General features: G+C 71.5%; 14 protein-coding genes. 6 read left to right on the top strand and 8 right to left on the bottom strand.

Annotated features, from left to right (window positions below):
• Nucleotides 1–6: 6 nt before the first annotated feature.
• From cysS to A3Q40_RS15860, 3 genes are all read left to right on the top strand, one after another.
• Nucleotides 7–1,410, top strand: a complete 1,404-nt coding sequence (gene cysS / locus A3Q40_RS15870) for a cysteine--tRNA ligase (RefSeq protein ID WP_068103608.1) — start codon at nt 7–9, stop codon at nt 1,408–1,410.
• Entirely contained in the window at nt 1,410–2,384 is a 975-nt protein-coding gene (gene rlmB / locus A3Q40_RS15865; protein ID WP_068103606.1) for a 23S rRNA (guanosine(2251)-2'-O)-methyltransferase RlmB, read from the top strand. The genes cysS and rlmB overlap by 1 nt, the downstream gene beginning before the upstream one ends.
• A gap of 63 nt (nt 2,385–2,447) precedes the next feature.
• Complete coding sequence (locus A3Q40_RS15860) at nt 2,448–2,981, top strand: dihydrofolate reductase family protein (protein ID WP_068103600.1); 534 nt, start codon at nt 2,448–2,450, stop codon at nt 2,979–2,981.
• 70 nt (nt 2,982–3,051) lie between these two features.
• Here A3Q40_RS15860 and A3Q40_RS15855 read toward each other — a convergent pair whose 3' ends face one another.
• The 6 genes from A3Q40_RS15855 to A3Q40_RS15830 all read right to left on the bottom strand — a co-directional run bounded on the left by A3Q40_RS15855 (nt 3,052) and on the right by A3Q40_RS15830 (nt 8,055).
• On the bottom strand, nt 3,052–3,900 hold the full coding sequence (locus tag A3Q40_RS15855; RefSeq protein WP_068103599.1) for a biotin-dependent carboxyltransferase family protein: 849 nt from the start codon (nt 3,898–3,900) through the stop codon (nt 3,052–3,054).
• 1 nt (nt 3,901) lies between these two features.
• A complete protein-coding gene (locus A3Q40_RS15850) occupies nt 3,902–4,495 on the bottom strand; it encodes a 5-oxoprolinase subunit B family protein (RefSeq protein WP_068103597.1) in 594 nt (197 codons plus the stop codon).
• Nucleotides 4,492–5,244: a LamB/YcsF family protein gene (locus A3Q40_RS15845; protein WP_068103596.1), complete on the bottom strand. Its 753-nt coding sequence runs from the start codon at nt 5,242–5,244 to the stop codon at nt 4,492–4,494. Before A3Q40_RS15845 ends, A3Q40_RS15850 begins: the two co-directional genes overlap by 4 nt.
• 100 nt (nt 5,245–5,344) lie before the next feature.
• A complete protein-coding gene (locus A3Q40_RS15840; protein WP_068103594.1) occupies nt 5,345–6,214 on the bottom strand; it encodes a metal ABC transporter permease in 870 nt (289 codons plus the stop codon).
• 1 nt (nt 6,215) lies between these two features.
• Nucleotides 6,216–7,016: a metal ABC transporter ATP-binding protein gene (locus A3Q40_RS15835; protein WP_068106408.1), complete on the bottom strand. Its 801-nt coding sequence runs from the start codon at nt 7,014–7,016 to the stop codon at nt 6,216–6,218.
• A 46-nt stretch (nt 7,017–7,062) separates the two neighbouring features.
• Entirely contained in the window at nt 7,063–8,055 is a 993-nt protein-coding gene (locus tag A3Q40_RS15830; RefSeq protein ID WP_235606330.1) for a metal ABC transporter solute-binding protein, Zn/Mn family, read from the bottom strand.
• 125 nt (nt 8,056–8,180) lie between these two features.
• Here A3Q40_RS15830 and A3Q40_RS15825 point away from each other — a divergent pair, with 125 nt between their 5' ends.
• Nucleotides 8,181–9,269 (top strand): LacI family DNA-binding transcriptional regulator, encoded by a 1,089-nt coding sequence (locus A3Q40_RS15825; protein WP_068103591.1) that lies wholly within the window; start codon nt 8,181–8,183, stop codon nt 9,267–9,269.
• 4 nt (nt 9,270–9,273) lie between these two features.
• Here A3Q40_RS15825 and otsB read toward each other — a convergent pair whose 3' ends face one another.
• On the bottom strand, nt 9,274–11,832 hold the full coding sequence (gene otsB / locus A3Q40_RS15820) for a trehalose-phosphatase (RefSeq protein ID WP_068103589.1): 2,559 nt from the start codon (nt 11,830–11,832) through the stop codon (nt 9,274–9,276).
• A gap of 201 nt (nt 11,833–12,033) precedes the next feature.
• On the opposite strand from otsB, the gene A3Q40_RS15815 reads away from it, so the two are divergent.
• Entirely contained in the window at nt 12,034–12,354 is a 321-nt protein-coding gene (locus A3Q40_RS15815; protein ID WP_068103587.1) for a WhiB family transcriptional regulator, read from the top strand.
• A gap of 185 nt (nt 12,355–12,539) precedes the next feature.
• A complete protein-coding gene (locus A3Q40_RS15810; RefSeq protein ID WP_068103585.1) occupies nt 12,540–12,800 on the top strand; it encodes a DUF2277 domain-containing protein in 261 nt (86 codons plus the stop codon).
• Between the two features lie 9 nt (nt 12,801–12,809).
• Here the strand turns inward: A3Q40_RS15810 and A3Q40_RS15805 are convergent, their stop codons facing one another.
• The gene (locus A3Q40_RS15805; RefSeq protein WP_068103583.1) at nt 12,810–13,973 is read right to left on the bottom strand and encodes a globin domain-containing protein; all 1,164 of its coding nucleotides are present in this window, start codon (nt 13,971–13,973) and stop codon (nt 12,810–12,812) included.
• Between the last annotated feature and the right edge of the window lie 99 nt (nt 13,974–14,072).

The following is a 14,072-nucleotide window of genomic DNA, read 5'->3' as shown; positions in this document are numbered from 1 at the left end:
GCCGTCGTGACCCTGCGCCTCTACGACACCGCGACCAGGGCCGTTCGGGACTTCGTTCCGTTGGCCGACGGACATGCCTCGGTGTATCTGTGTGGCGCGACGGTGCAGGGCCATCCGCACATCGGCCACGTTCGCAGCGGTGTCGCGTTCGACGTCCTCCGGAGATGGCTGACGGCAACGGGTTTCGACGTGGCCTTCGTCCGCAACGTCACCGACATCGACGACAAGATCCTCACCAAGGCCGCGGCCGCGGGCCGGCCGTGGTGGGAGTGGGCCGCCACCTTCGAGCGCTCGTTCGGCGCCGCGTACGACGCGTTGGGGGTGCTCCCGCCGTCCGCCGAGCCGCGTGCGACCGGGCACATCACGCAGATGGTCGAGTTGATCCAGCGCTTGATCGACGCGGGACACGCCTACGCCGCAGCGGGCGACGTGTATTTCGACGTGCAGAGCTACGCCGCGTACGGCGCGCTCTCCGGGCACAAGCTCGACGACGTGCATCAGGGCGAGTCCGCCGCCGAGGGCAAGCGGGATCCCCGCGACTTCACGCTGTGGAAGGCCGCCAAGCCGGGTGAGCCGTCGTGGCCGACCCCGTGGGGGCCCGGCCGTCCGGGCTGGCACCTGGAGTGCTCGGCGATGGCCGAGGCGTATCTGGGCCGGGCGTTCGACATCCACTGCGGCGGTCTCGATCTGGTGTTCCCGCACCACGAGAACGAGTTGGCTCAATCACGCGGCGCGGGAAGTGATTTCGCCCAGTACTGGCTGCACAACGGCTGGGTCACCATGAGCGGCGAGAAGATGTCCAAGTCGTTGGGCAACGTGGTCTCCATCCCGACGATGCTCGAATCGGTTCGCCCGCAGGAACTTCGGTACTACCTCGGCAGTGCCCACTACCGGTCGATGCTCGAGTACTCGTTCGAGGCCCTGCAGGAAGCGGCCTCGGCGTACCGGAGCGTGGAGGCCTTCGTCACCCGCACCGCCGAGCGTGCCGGCGACGTCCCCGTCGGCACGTGGACGGACGCGTTCGCCGAGGCGCTCGACGACGATCTTGCGGTCCCGCGCGCGCTGGCGGAGATCCATCGACTGCGCCGCGAGGGCAACACGGCGCTGGCCGCCGGTGACCTCCCCGCGGCCGTCGACGCGGCGTCGTCGGTCCGCGCGATGGCGGCCGTGCTCGGCGTCGACCCCCTCGATCCGCACTGGCGTGGTCCCGGCACCGACACCTCGGCGGAGCACGCCGCGCTGGGTGCGCTCGTCGCCGACGACCTCGATCGGCGCGCGGCGGCCAAGGCCGCGAAGGACTGGGCGACCGCGGATCGGATCCGGGATCGCCTGGCCGACGCCGGCGTGCAGATCACCGACACCCCCGACGGCCCCGAGTGGTCGATCGCGGCGAAGGATGTGGAGAAGTAATGGCAGGCAATTCGGCTCGACGCGGCGCCGTCCGCAAGTCGGGAACCAAGAAGGGCCAGGTCGTCGGCTCCGGAGGCAAGCGCCGCAAGGGGCTCGAGGGCCGCGGCGCGACGCCCCCCGCATCCGAGCGCACCAAGCATCCCGCGGCGCGTCGGGCGCGGGCCGCGGCCAAGGCGACCGGGCCGGCGGCGTCCGGCGGCCGGGGCCGTCCGCCCGTGCGCAAGACCGAGGACGGTCCCGAGAACGTCCTGGGTCGCAACCCGGTCCTCGAATGCCTGCGCGCCGGGGTGCCGGCCACCGCGCTGTACGTGGCGTCGGGCACCGAGGCGGACGATCGGCTCAAGGAGAGCGTGCAGATCGCCGCGGACAACGGCATCTCGATCCTCGAGGTCTCCCGCACGGACCTCGACCGGATGAGCGCCAACGGCATGCACCAGGGCATCGCCCTGCAGGTCCCGCCGTACCGCTACGCCCACCCCGACGATCTGCTCGCGCAGGCCCGCAGTCGGCAGGAGCCGGCGCTGCTCGTGGCGCTGGACAACATCTCCGACCCGCGCAATCTCGGCGCCGTCGTCCGCTCGGTCGCCGCGTTCGGGGGCCATGGCGTGGTCATCCCGCAGCGGCGCAGCGCCAGCGTCACGGCGGTCGCGTGGCGCACCAGCGCCGGCGCCGCCGCGCGTCTGCCGATCGCCCGCGCGACCAACCTGACCCGCACGCTGAAGAGCTGGGCCGATCAGGGCGTGCAGGTGGTCGGGCTCGACGCGGGCGGCGACACCTCGCTGGACGCGTACGACGGCTCCGGCCCGGTGGTCGTCGTGGTCGGGTCCGAGGGCAAAGGACTCTCGCGACTGGTTCGCGAGACCTGCGACCACGTGCTGTCGATCCCGATGGCCGGTGAGGTGGAGTCGCTGAACGCATCCGTGGCGGCGGGCGTTGTCCTCGCGGACATCGCACGGCAGCGCCGCGGACGGTAGCGCGGCAGCGCCGGGGTCGGTAGCAAGCCGTCGTCTGTCGGACCCCCGTCGCACACTGACGGCATGAACCGCGTCACGTACTACACCGCCTGTTCCCTCGACGGATTCCTCGCGACGGAGGACGACTCGCTCGACTGGCTGTTCCGCCAGCGCATCGACGAGGACGGCCCCATGAATCACGGCGCCTTCATGGCGGGCGTCGGCGCCCTGGTCATGGGCGCGACCACCTACGGGTGGGTGGTCGATCACGGTGAGCGCACCGGTGAGCCCTGGGCGTACACCGTGCCGACGTGGGTGGTCACCCACCGACAGTTCCCTCCGACGGAGAACGACGTGCGGTTCGTGTCCGGGAGCGTCGATTCCTGGTGGTCGGACGTGACCGCGTCGGCCGGTGACCGGGAGATCTGGGTGGTGGGCGGAGGCGACCTGGCCGGTCAGATCGCCGACGCCGGTCAACTCGACCGGATGTTGGTCCAGTACGCGCCGGTGACCCTGGGTGCCGGGCGTCCGCTCCTGCCGCGCCTGCAAGATTTCGCGCTTGTCGACGTGGTGAGGAATCAGGACTTCGTGTGCGCGGAGTACTCGGTGGTGCGGTAGACGCGAGCGGCTCCCCGGTTCCGATCGGGCACCCTCGATCGGGGGAGCCGCTGCGCAACCGGGGAGCCGGTCAGCGGGTGAAGCGGAGAACGCCGCCGGGGCGGGCCTGCGCGGCGAGGTCGACGTCCGCGGCCACGACCACTGCGATCACGGGGTAACCGCCGGTCACGGGATGATCGGCGAGGAACAGCACGGGCATGCCCGACGGCGGGACCTGCAGTGCGCCCGGCATCATGCCCTCGCTGGCGAGTTCGTCGTCGCGGCTGCGGCGAAGGGGTTCGTCGGCCGTCAGCCGGGCACCGACGCGGTTGCTGTCGGCGGTGACCGTCCATGCGGTACCGAGCAGGTGGTCGAGGGCGTCGGGTGCGAACCAGTCGGCGCGCGGGCCGGGGACGAGGCGCAGTGACCGGTCGGGCAGGGCGTACGGGTTGAGGTCGGTGGCGGGCTCGTCGGCATGGTCCGTTCCGACGTCCAGCACGTCTCCCGCGGCGACGGGCGGTGGTCCGATCCCGGACAGCGCGTCGGTGGCGCGGCTGCCCAGCACGCGCGGCACATCGATGCCCCCGCGCACGGCGACGTAGGCACGGAGTCCGGTCGGGGCGACGTCGAGACGGATCTCGGCACCGGCCGGGACGACGACCGCCGTCCCCGGCCCCTGGCGTACGCCGTCGACGAACCACGGGACGGGTGCGCCGGTGAGCGCGACGAGGAGGGCGGCGTCGGTGCGGACGACGAGTCCGCCGAGGGTGACCTCCAGGGTGGCAGCGTCGACGTCGTTGCCCACCAACCGATTCGCGGCGTCGTGGGACCAGCGATCGGCAGCGCCGGACCGGCCGACCCCGAGTGACGCCCACCCGGGGCGCCCGCGATCCTGCACCGTCGTGGACGGGCCGGCGGCGACGACGGTCAGCGACGCCACGTCAGCCCACCTGCCGGAACTGCACTCGCGTGCCGGGGACGACGAGCGCGGGTGGATCGCGGTCGACGGACCACAGTGCGGCATCGGTCGTCCCGATCAACTGCCACCCACCGGGTGACGACGACGGGTAGACGGCCGAGAAGTCGCCGGCGAGCGCGACGGAGCCGGCCGGGACGGAGGTGCGGGGGTCGCGTCGTCTCGGCACGTTCAGAGCCAGATCGCTCACCAGATAGGCGAATCCGGGGGAGAAGCCGCAGAACGCGGCGGTCCAGACGCAGCCGGTGTGGTCCGCCACGACGTCGCGCCCGGTGGCGTCTCGAACGGCCTCGAGGTCGGGCCCGTCGTACACCACGTCGATGGTGACCAGGTTTCCCGCGGTGTCGGCGGAGTCCACGGGTGGGGTCGATTCGAGCCACCGTGCGACGACCGCGGGGTCGGCGTCGTCGGTGAGGACGGCGAGCACCGTCGCGGCGGCGGGGACCAGTTCGGCGATGCCCGTGTGGCCGACGGCCCAGCCGGCGTGGTGACGGGCGACGTCGCGGGTGTCGTCGAGGTCCACCAGCAGTGCGCGGTCGCCGACGCGGTGGATCCTCATGCGAACGGGGCCGGCTCGATACCGTGGCGCTGCAACAGCTCTCGCACCGCCAGGGCCATGTCGACGGCCGCCGGGGTGTCCCCGTGCAGGCACACCGACGCGGCGTCGACGACCACCTCGCTCCCGTCCACCGCGGTGACGGTGCGGTCGGTCACCAGCTGCAGGACGCGGCGAGCGACCTCGTCGACGTCGTGCAGCACCGCGCCCGGTTCCCGTCGGGACACCAGGGTCCCCTCCGGGGTGTAGGCGCGGTCGGCGAACGCCTCGGGGACAGCGCGCAACCCGGCCGTCTCGGCCCGGCGCAGGAACTCCGAGCCGGGCAGACCCAGGACCGGAAGGGACGCGTCGTACGCCGTCACGGCGTCGACCACCGCTTGTGCCTGCGCCTCGTGCCGGACGATCGTGTTGTACAGCGCGCCATGGGGTTTGACGTAGGACACCCGTCCGCCAGCCGCCCGGGCGAGCCCGTCGAGCGCGCCGATCTGGTAGATCACGTCGGCGGTGAGGTCCTCGGCTGTGACGTCCACGAACCGCCGACCGAACCCCACCAGATCGTGGTAGCCCACCTGGGCGCCGATCCGCACGTTGGTGGCCACCGCCTCGCGACAGGTCCGCAGCAGCGTCGCCGGATCCCCGGCGTGGAAGCCGCACGCGATGTTGGCGCTGGTGACGACGGCGAGCATGGCGGCGTCGTCACCGAGGGTCCAGGTGCCGTAGCCCTCACCGAGATCCGCATTGAGGTCCACCATGATCCGAGCCTAGAGGTTCGCGCGCTGCCGATGTGCTCGCGCGCTGCGAACTATCAGCGCCCGAGCGAACACGCAGCGCGGGAACGACGGCGGGGGCGGGTCAGGCCGCCGCCGGCACCCGCGCCGATGTCCGACGCCCGACGGCCCGGCAGACGAGGTAGATCACGAAGGAGATGGTGGTGACGAAGGTGGAGACGGGCACCCCCGGCGCCAGGGACAGCAGAATTCCGCCCACCGCGGCGACCTCGGCGAACACGACCGACAGGACGGTGGCGGTGACGGGGTTCGCGGTGACTCGGGAGGCCGCCGCGGCCGGGGTGATGAGGAGGGAGAGCACCAGCAGCGCCCCGACGATCTGCACGCCCAGCGCGCAGGCCACGCCCACCAGCACCGCGAAGACGATCGACAGTGCACGCATGGGGACGCCCCGAGCCTCGGCGCCTTCCGGGTCGGTGCTGGCGAAGAGCAGCGGGCGGTAGACGACGAGCAGCACCAGCAGGACCACCACGGCCACGCCGAGAAGCAACCCCAGGCCGGTGCTGCCGACCCCGACGATCTGGCCGACCAGCAGGGAGAAGGAGGTGCCGGTGCGGCCGGGGTACGCCCACAGGAACAGCACCGACAGGCCCAGGCCGAAGCTCATGATGACGCCGATGACCGAGTCGCGCTCGCGCGCACGGCGACCGAGCAGCGCGAACAGCACCGCGGCGATGACCGAGCCCAGGATGGCGCCGACTCCGACGGCGAGGCCGGCGAGCAGCGCCGCGGACGCACCCGTCAGGGACAGCTCGGACGAGCCGTGGACGGCGAAGGACCACTGCCGACTCACGATCAGCGGACCGAGGACCCCCGCCAGCACGCCGAGCACGGCGGCAGCGATCAACGCCTGCTGGACGAAGTCGTAGGTCAGCAGGTCGGCCGTCGTGCCGAAGTCGAACGCCTTGCTCAGCGCGTCGAGGACCTTGTCCACGTCAGATCTCTTCCGTCGGGTGGTGGGCTCCCGCGGCGCCGAGCGCGTCCATGGCGTCGCCCGTGCCGACGACGACCAGGCGGCCGCGCACCCGGAGCACGTCGACGTCGGTGTCGTAGAGCTCGGAGAGCACCTCGGAGGTCATGACCTCGTCGGTGGTGCCGATGCGGAACTTGCCGTCCACGAGGTAGACGATGCGGTCGACGATCGGCAGGATCGGGTTGATCTCGTGCGTCACGAACACCACGGCCGTGCCGTGGGCGCGTCGTCGTCGGTCGATGAGGTGGGCCACCACCTGCTGGTTGGCCAGGTCGAGACTGAGCAGCGGCTCGTCGCACAGCAGGACCGCGGGGTCGCCGACCAGCGCCTGGGCGACGCGCAGCCGCTGCTGCTCGCCGCCGCTCAACTGCCCGAGCGGGGCGTCGGCGAACAGCTCGGCACCTACCGAGGCGATGGCGGCGTCGACCGCCTCCCGACGGGCGGCGCGGCCCCGCAGGCCGATGCCCCAGCGATGACCGTCCCAGCCCAGACCCACGAAGTCGCGTCCGCGCAGGGGGACGCCCTCGTCAATTGCCTTCTGCTGCGGCACGTAGCCGACCGACGCGCGTCCGCCCCCGATCTCGGCGGTCCCGGACGTCAACCGGTTCTGGCCGAGCAGCACCTTCAGCAGCGACGTCTTGCCCGAGCCGTTGGGTCCGAGCACCGCCACGAACTCGCCCGGGGCGACCTCGAGGTCCAGATCGGACCACAGCACCCGCTCCCCGTAGGCCAGCGTGGCGCCCTGGAGTCGAACCGCGGTCACCGGGCCTCCGTCGTCGAGCACGAGCGTGTCACCGATACAGAGTGCCCTACGCGACGCCGAGCGCGTCGGCGAGGCTCTGCGCGGCGCCGCGCTGCCACTCCAGGTAGGTGACGCCCTCGGGCAGGGTCTCGGTCACCTCGACCACGGGGACGCCGTTCTCCTCTGCGACGCGTCGCACGTCGGCGGTCACGTTGTCCTCGGTCTGCACGTTGTAGACGAGCACGTCCACGGATCGCGAGGTGAACAGGTCGCGGGTCGCAGCGATGGCGGCGGGGGAGGGATCGTTGCCCTCCTCGATGGCGTTCTCGAAGTCCTCGGGGGTGCGGTCGTCGAGGTCGGCGTTCTCGAGGAGGTAGTGCGCGATGGGCTCGGTCTGCGCGACGGGGGCGCCGGGGCGCTGCTGCGCGATCCGGTCGGTGATGTCGGAGACCTGGTGCATGTCGTCGTGGAACGACTCGGCGTTGGCGGTGTAGTACGACGCGTTGTCGGGATCGATCGTGCCGAGCTGCTCGGCGACGGCCTCGGCGGTGGCGGCGGCGACCTCGGGGTCGTACCAGACGTGCTCGTTCTCACCGGAGTGGTCGTGCCCGGCGTGGTCTCCGTCGGCCTGGTCGCTGCTCGCCTCGCTCGTCTCGTCGGCGTGGTCGTGACCGTGGTCCCCGAGGAACGAGTAGGCGTCGACGCTGGGGACGTCGGACGCGGAGGCCAGGACGTCGTCGACGAATTCGTCGTACCCGCCGCCGTTGTAGACGACGAGCGACGCGCGGGACAGGGCGGCGGCGTCGGCCGGGCTGGCCTCGTAGGAGTGCGGGTCGGCCGACGGATCCGCGATGATGGCCTGGACGTCGGCACGGTCGCCCGCCACGGCCTCGGCCACCGAGCCCCAGACGTTGGTGGAGGCGACGACGGTGGGGCGACCGCCGGTCTCGCCGCCCGACGACCCGGACGACTCCGACGAGCTGCAGCCGGCCAGAACGGTGGTGGCGGCAGCGGTCAGCGCGATCGCAGCGATGCCGGTGCGGGGCGAGAATGCGGACACGGGGGTACTCCTGGCAGGCTCAGTTGCTAATGGGAATCGTTGTCGCAACTGTAACCCCGACCCGGCCCCGATCACGAATCCGCGCCCCTGGTGACGAGGGCCCGGGCACCGGATACCGTCGCATCATGGCGAGGTCGAAGGAACCGCGACGAGTGGCGACACTCGCGTCGCTGGCCGCCGAGCTCAACGTCTCGCGGACCACGGTGTCCAACGCCTACAACCGGCCCGATCAGCTCTCGCCCGAGATGCGCGAACGGGTCCTGCACGCCGCCCGTGCGCGCGGATATCCCGGTCCTGATCCGGTCGCGCGGTCGCTGCGCACCCGGCGGGCCGGAGCCGTCGGCCTGGTGCTGACCGAGGCGCTCAGCTACTCCTTCAGCGACCCCGCCGCCGTGCGGTTCCTGACGGGTCTCGCCGAGGAGTGCGAATCGGCGGGCCGCGGACTGCTCCTCATCCCGGCGGGCCCCGCGGCCACACCCGAGGACGCGGCGGCCGTGGTGCAACAGGCGGGGGTCGACGCCTTCGTCGTCTACTCGGTCTCCGACGACGATCCGCACCTCACCGCCGTCCGAGAGCGACACCTGCCGACGGTGGTGTGCGACCAGCCGCGCGACGCGGCCGACACCTCGCTCGTCGGTATCGACGACCGCACGGCCATGCGAGAACTCGCTGATCAGGTCTTCGCGCGGGGTCACCGACGCATCGTTGTGCTGTGCATGCGGTTGCGCCGCGACCGCCACGACGGCGTGGTCGACGCAGATCGACTGTCCTCGATCACCTTTCACGTCCAACGCGAGCGTATCGCCGGGGTGCGCGACGCCGCCGTCGCCGCGGGCGTGTCCGCGGAGTTCACCGTCGTGGAACGCTTCGAGAACACCCGCCCGGCCGGGCGGGCCGCCGCGGCCGAGGCGCTCGCTGCCGTCCCCGACGCCACCGCCGTGATCTGCACGTCGGACGTGCTCGCCCTCGGCGCACTCGATCACTGCGCCGCGGGGAGCATTTCCATACCCGACGAGCTGTCGGTGACCGGCTTCGACGGCGTCGACGACGCCGAACGGGCGGGCCTGACGACGGTCCGTCAGCCCGTCGTCGAGAAGGGTCGCCTGGTCGGCGAGATCGTGTTGGGCGTCAGCCATTCCGGCGTCGACCGCACCGAGCACCTGCCGACGACGCTGGTGCCGGGGCGCACGCTCGGGCCGCCCCGCGCTTCCTGACCGGTCAGCGCCCCGCGGAGAGGAGCTGCGCGCACCGCAGCAACCCGAGGTGCGAGTACGCCTGCGGGTGGTTGCCCAGGGATCGCTCGGCCACGGGGTCGTATTCCTCGCTGAGCAGTCCGGTGGGTCCGGCGGCCGCGACCAGCTGGGTGAAGAGGGCTTCCGCCGGTTGCCGCTGCCCGATCAGCAGGTACGCCTCGACCAGCCAGGCCGCGCAGAGGTGGAAACCGCCCTCGCCGCCGGGCAGGCCGTCGTCGTGGTGGTAGCGGTAGACCGTGGCGCCGCTGCGCAATTCGGCTTCCGTGGCCAGGACGGTGGCGTGGAACCGGGGATCGTCCGGGTCGATGAGGCCGGACAGGCCGATGTGCAGGGTGGCGGCGTCGAGGTCGGTGCCGTCGTAGGCCGCCGTGTAGGACTGCGCCTCGTCGTTCCAACCCTCCTCGCGGACCTGCTGGGCGATGACGTCGCGGAGGGTGGTCCAGCCGAGTTGCGCCTCGCGGCCGTAGGCGTCGGCGAGGGTGAGAGCGCGGTCGACGGTCAACCAGCACATGACCTTCGAGTAGACGTGGTGCCGCGGGTTGCCGCGGATCTCCCAGATGCCGTGGTCCGGCTCGGACCAGCGCCGCTCGACGGCATCGACCATGGCACGCACCAACTCCCAGTCCCGGTCCGGAAGGGCCTCGGCGGCGTCGGTGACGCCGGCCGCGGTGCGGGTGGTCGCGAGGGTGTGGATCAGGTCGACGATCGGGCCGAAGACGTCGAGTTGCACCTGCTGGTTGGCGGCGTTGCCGACGCGCACCGGGCGTGACCCGGCGTAACCGGGCAGGACGTCGATGACGGCCTCGGGCGGCAGCGTCTGTCCCCACAGGGTGTAGAGCGGGTGCAGGCGTTCGGGGCCCGGGACGGTGGCGAGCACGTCGTGCACCCAGCCGAGGTAGGCCTCGGCCTCGGCGGTCGACCCGAGCGAGACCAGGGCCGACGCGGTGAGGGCGGCGTCGCGGAGCCAGCAGTAGCGGTAGTCCCAGTTGCGGACACCGCCGATCTCCTCGGGCAGCGAGGTGGTGGCCGCCGCCATGATCGACCCCGAATCGGCGTGGACCAGGCCGCGCAGCGTCAGCGCCGAGCGCTTCATCAGGTCCGGCTTGAGCGGCGGGAGGGACAGGCCGGCCGCCCAGTCGCTCCAGTACGCCTCCGCCTGCGCGCGGCGCTCCGCCTCCGGAACCTCGGAGGGGCCAAGATCCTCACTGCCGCAGCGCAGTTCGAACACGACGGGCCCGGCCGACGGATCGATCTCGGCGCGTGCGGTCTCCTGGCCGTGCTCGATGGTGATGGACCAGTCGAGACCCGGAGCCCGCAGCACCATCGGATCGTTGGTGCCGTGAATGCGCAGTCCGTCGTCCTCCGGTTCGAGACGCATGCGCGCCTGGCCGAATTCGGGCCGCGGCGCGAACGTCACCACGGCCTTCGCCGTCCCGGTGACGACGCGGGTGAAGTCGGTGCGTCCCGGTGCGACGTCGTGCGCGAGGTAGTCGGTGACCTGCAGGCTGGCCCAGCGTGTCTGCACCGTCATCGTGCTGTCGAGGTACTGCTGACTCAGCGGCAGGGACGGCCGCGCCGGGCCCACGGTGAAGTGGCCGGCCTCGTCGCCGCCGAGCAGATGCGCGAAGACCGCGGCCGAGTCGGGCTCCGGGTGGCAGAGCCAGGTGAGGGACGCGTCGGGAGTGAGCAGTCCGACGGACCGCGGACTGGCCACCATGGTGAGTCGCTCGATGCGCGGCGCGTCGGCGCCGGAAAGCCACCGACGACGCTCCTCGGTGAGGAAGGCGAGTGCGGCCGCGACGTCCTCGGTGCTCTCGACGCGGTACTCGGCGAGGGAGTCGCCCGGGCCGACCTTGACGCCGATGTCGGGCCCGTGCAGACGACGGAACGCCTTCTCGTCGGTGACGTCGTCGCCGAAGAAGATCGCCGCGGACGCGCCCCCGCGGTGGCGGAGGATGTCGAGCGCCTGCCCCTTGTCGGTGACGATGACGGCCAGCTCGATCACCGACTTGCCCTCGGTGACCTGCACGCCGTCCCACTGCGCGACGCCGTCGCGCACCGCGGTCAGGGCGCGCTCGCCCACCTCGGGCTCGGCGTTGCGGACGTGCAGCGCGACGCTCGCGGGCTTGGTCTCGACGGTGATGTGCGCGCCCTGCGACGCGATGCTGCGGAGCTCGGCGATCAGCCGGTCGAGGAGTTCCTTCGCGTCGTCGCCGAGCTCGGTCACGAAGCCCGCGTCGAACTCCGACCCGTGGCTGCCGACCAGCTGCACCTCGACGGGGAGGCGGGAGAGGATGGCGAGATCGCGCAGGGCGCGGCCGGAGATGACGGCGGCGTCGGTGTGGTCGAGCCCGGCGAGCGCACGGAGCGCGCGTACGGACTCCGGGTGCGGAAAGGCCTTCTGCGGATCGGACACCAGCGGCGCCATGGTGCCGTCGTAGTCCGAGGCGACCAGCAGTCGAGGCACCCTCGCGATGCCGACGAGGGCGCGGCGCAGTGTCAGGGGGAGGTCGGCGGCGCTCACCGGACAGAATCTAGGCCACCGAGGCGGTCGGTGGCGCATCGGGAGAGGGCCGACCGGGCGAGGCCGTCGACCCCGTGACGACGAAATTCGGCTCCGATGATTGTTTCGGAGAATTCTCCGTTAACTTCTGAGTTGTTTCTGCGTAATGTCATACTGCCACTGTGTCGAGCGCGTCGTAAGTGCCGGAGTTCGAGGAGTGTCATGTCCAAGCCCGTTCGTTTGCCGGAGCCGGTGACCACCACGTGGGAGTGGCAGATGCACGGCCTCTGTCGAGGCATGGATTCGGCGGTCTTCTTCCACCCCGAAGGAGAACGCGGACACAAGCGTGCCGCGCGAGAAGAGCAGGCCAAGCGCGTGTGCGCGCAGTGCCCCGTGCTGCAGCGATGCCGCGAGTACGCCGTGACCGCGGGCGAGCCGTACGGCGTCTGGGGCGGAATGTCGGCGCCGGAGCGGATGGTCGCGGAGAGTGTGACGGAGCGGATGCTCGCGGAGAGTATTCAGGACAATCGCGCAATAGGCTGAACGAGCCACACGGCAGCGTCGTCGCCCGTATTTCGACCGCGAGAATCGGGAGAAATACCGAATTGCCGGACGAAGTGTCGGGAATTCGACCGCAGGGCGGTTCGCGGCGGAATCGAACGGAAATCGGGTGATTCGCTGATTCTCGGGTGTTCCCTCCGAGCGGCCGCGGGTCTACCGTCGAGAGCATGTGCAGGAACATCACCGAGCTGCGCGGACTCGAACCGGCGGCGACGGAGGACGAGATCGAAGCCGCGGCGCGGCAGTACGTGCGGAAGGTCAGCGGACTGCGCACCCTGTCCGAGGCCAACCGTGAGCCGTTCGAGGCTGCCGTGGCGGAGGTCACGGCATCGACCCGTCGGCTGCTCGCGACATTGCCGCCGCGCCGACAGCCGCCGAAGACCGAGCCCCCGCTCCGTCGCCTGGCCCACAGCGCCGCGACGGCCTAGACGGACCGACTAGTACCCCAGGGGATCGTGCTGGACGTTCGTCATCGGCGTCCCGGCCTTCCGCAGTGCGTAGAGAGTGCTGCGCACCATCGACGGTGACCCGCAGACCTGGATCTGCCGATCGGCCCACGAGCCGAAGCGGGTGACCACGGGCCCCACCTTGCCCACGAGCATGCGGTGGACGCCGAGGGGAAGTTCGCGGCCGGTCGGTGGGCGCCACCACGGTTCCTCGGTGTTCTCGACCACGGGGACGACCGTGAGCCACGGATTGGTGCGGGACAGGGCCAGCAGGGTGTCCAGGTCGTAGAGGTCGCTGGGGTGGGCGCCGCCGACGAAGAGGTGGACCCGTGGTGGGCTGCTCCGCATCGCCAGCGCCATCAGCTGGGCGCGGAGCGGGGCGACGCCCGTGCCGCTCGCGATCATGAGCACGTCCTCGGCGCCCGGTGACGTGTCGACGGACAGGCCGCCGAGCGGTGGTCCGAGCAACCAGCGGTCGCCCACCGTCGTCTCCGAGACCACGGCGGGGCTGACCCAGCCGGCGGAGACGCGACGGACGTGGAACTCGATGCCGCGGTAGGTGTTCGGGGCGATGGCGGGCGAGAGGTACCGCCACAGTCGGGGGCGCTGCGGGATCTGGACGCTGAGGTACTGCCCCGCCTCGAAGGGAATGTCGCCGTCGGTCTCGAGTCGCACGATCGCGAGATCGTCGAGTACGCGGTGATGTTCGACGACGGTCGCACTCCAGTACGGGGGCAGTTCTTCCGAGTCCGCCCCCACCGCCATCGCGTTGCACACGGCCGACACCACGCGTCGCCACGCGGCGTCGATCTCGGGATTCCAGGTGTCGGCGTTCTCGCGCACGGCGGCGGCGAGGGCGTTCGACGCGGCCAGGAAGTGCGCCCCGGTCAGGCCGTGTTTGCGGTGGTCGCGGCCGAGCTGGTGGAGGAACGGGACGAACGCCTCGTCCTCGACGTGGTCGACGACGTGGGCGATCGCGCGCATCAGTCGGTGTCGCTGCTGGTCCATGCCGGCGGGGAAGAAGGCCCGGAAGTCGGGGTACTCGGCGAACAGGCGGGCGTAGAAGGAGCGGGCGACGGCGTCGCGCCGCTGCTCGTCGTCGAGGACGCCGGACAGCCCGCCGCGCACGGCCGCGAGCGCGCGGGCGTCGAGCATGGAGTACCCCCCCGACGGTGGCCGAATGTTACGGATGTGGCGAACCACGATGCTATCGGGCGCCGGTCTCGCGGGCCACCACGTGCGCGGATGCACCAC

The organism is Rhodococcus sp. PBTS 1 (assembly GCF_001620025.1).
GTDB classification, from domain to species: Bacteria; Actinomycetota; Actinomycetes; order Mycobacteriales; family Mycobacteriaceae; genus Rhodococcoides; species Rhodococcoides kroppenstedtii.
The sequence above is the reverse complement of the archived record's forward strand: the minus strand, read 5'-3'. Positions and strand labels throughout refer to the sequence as shown.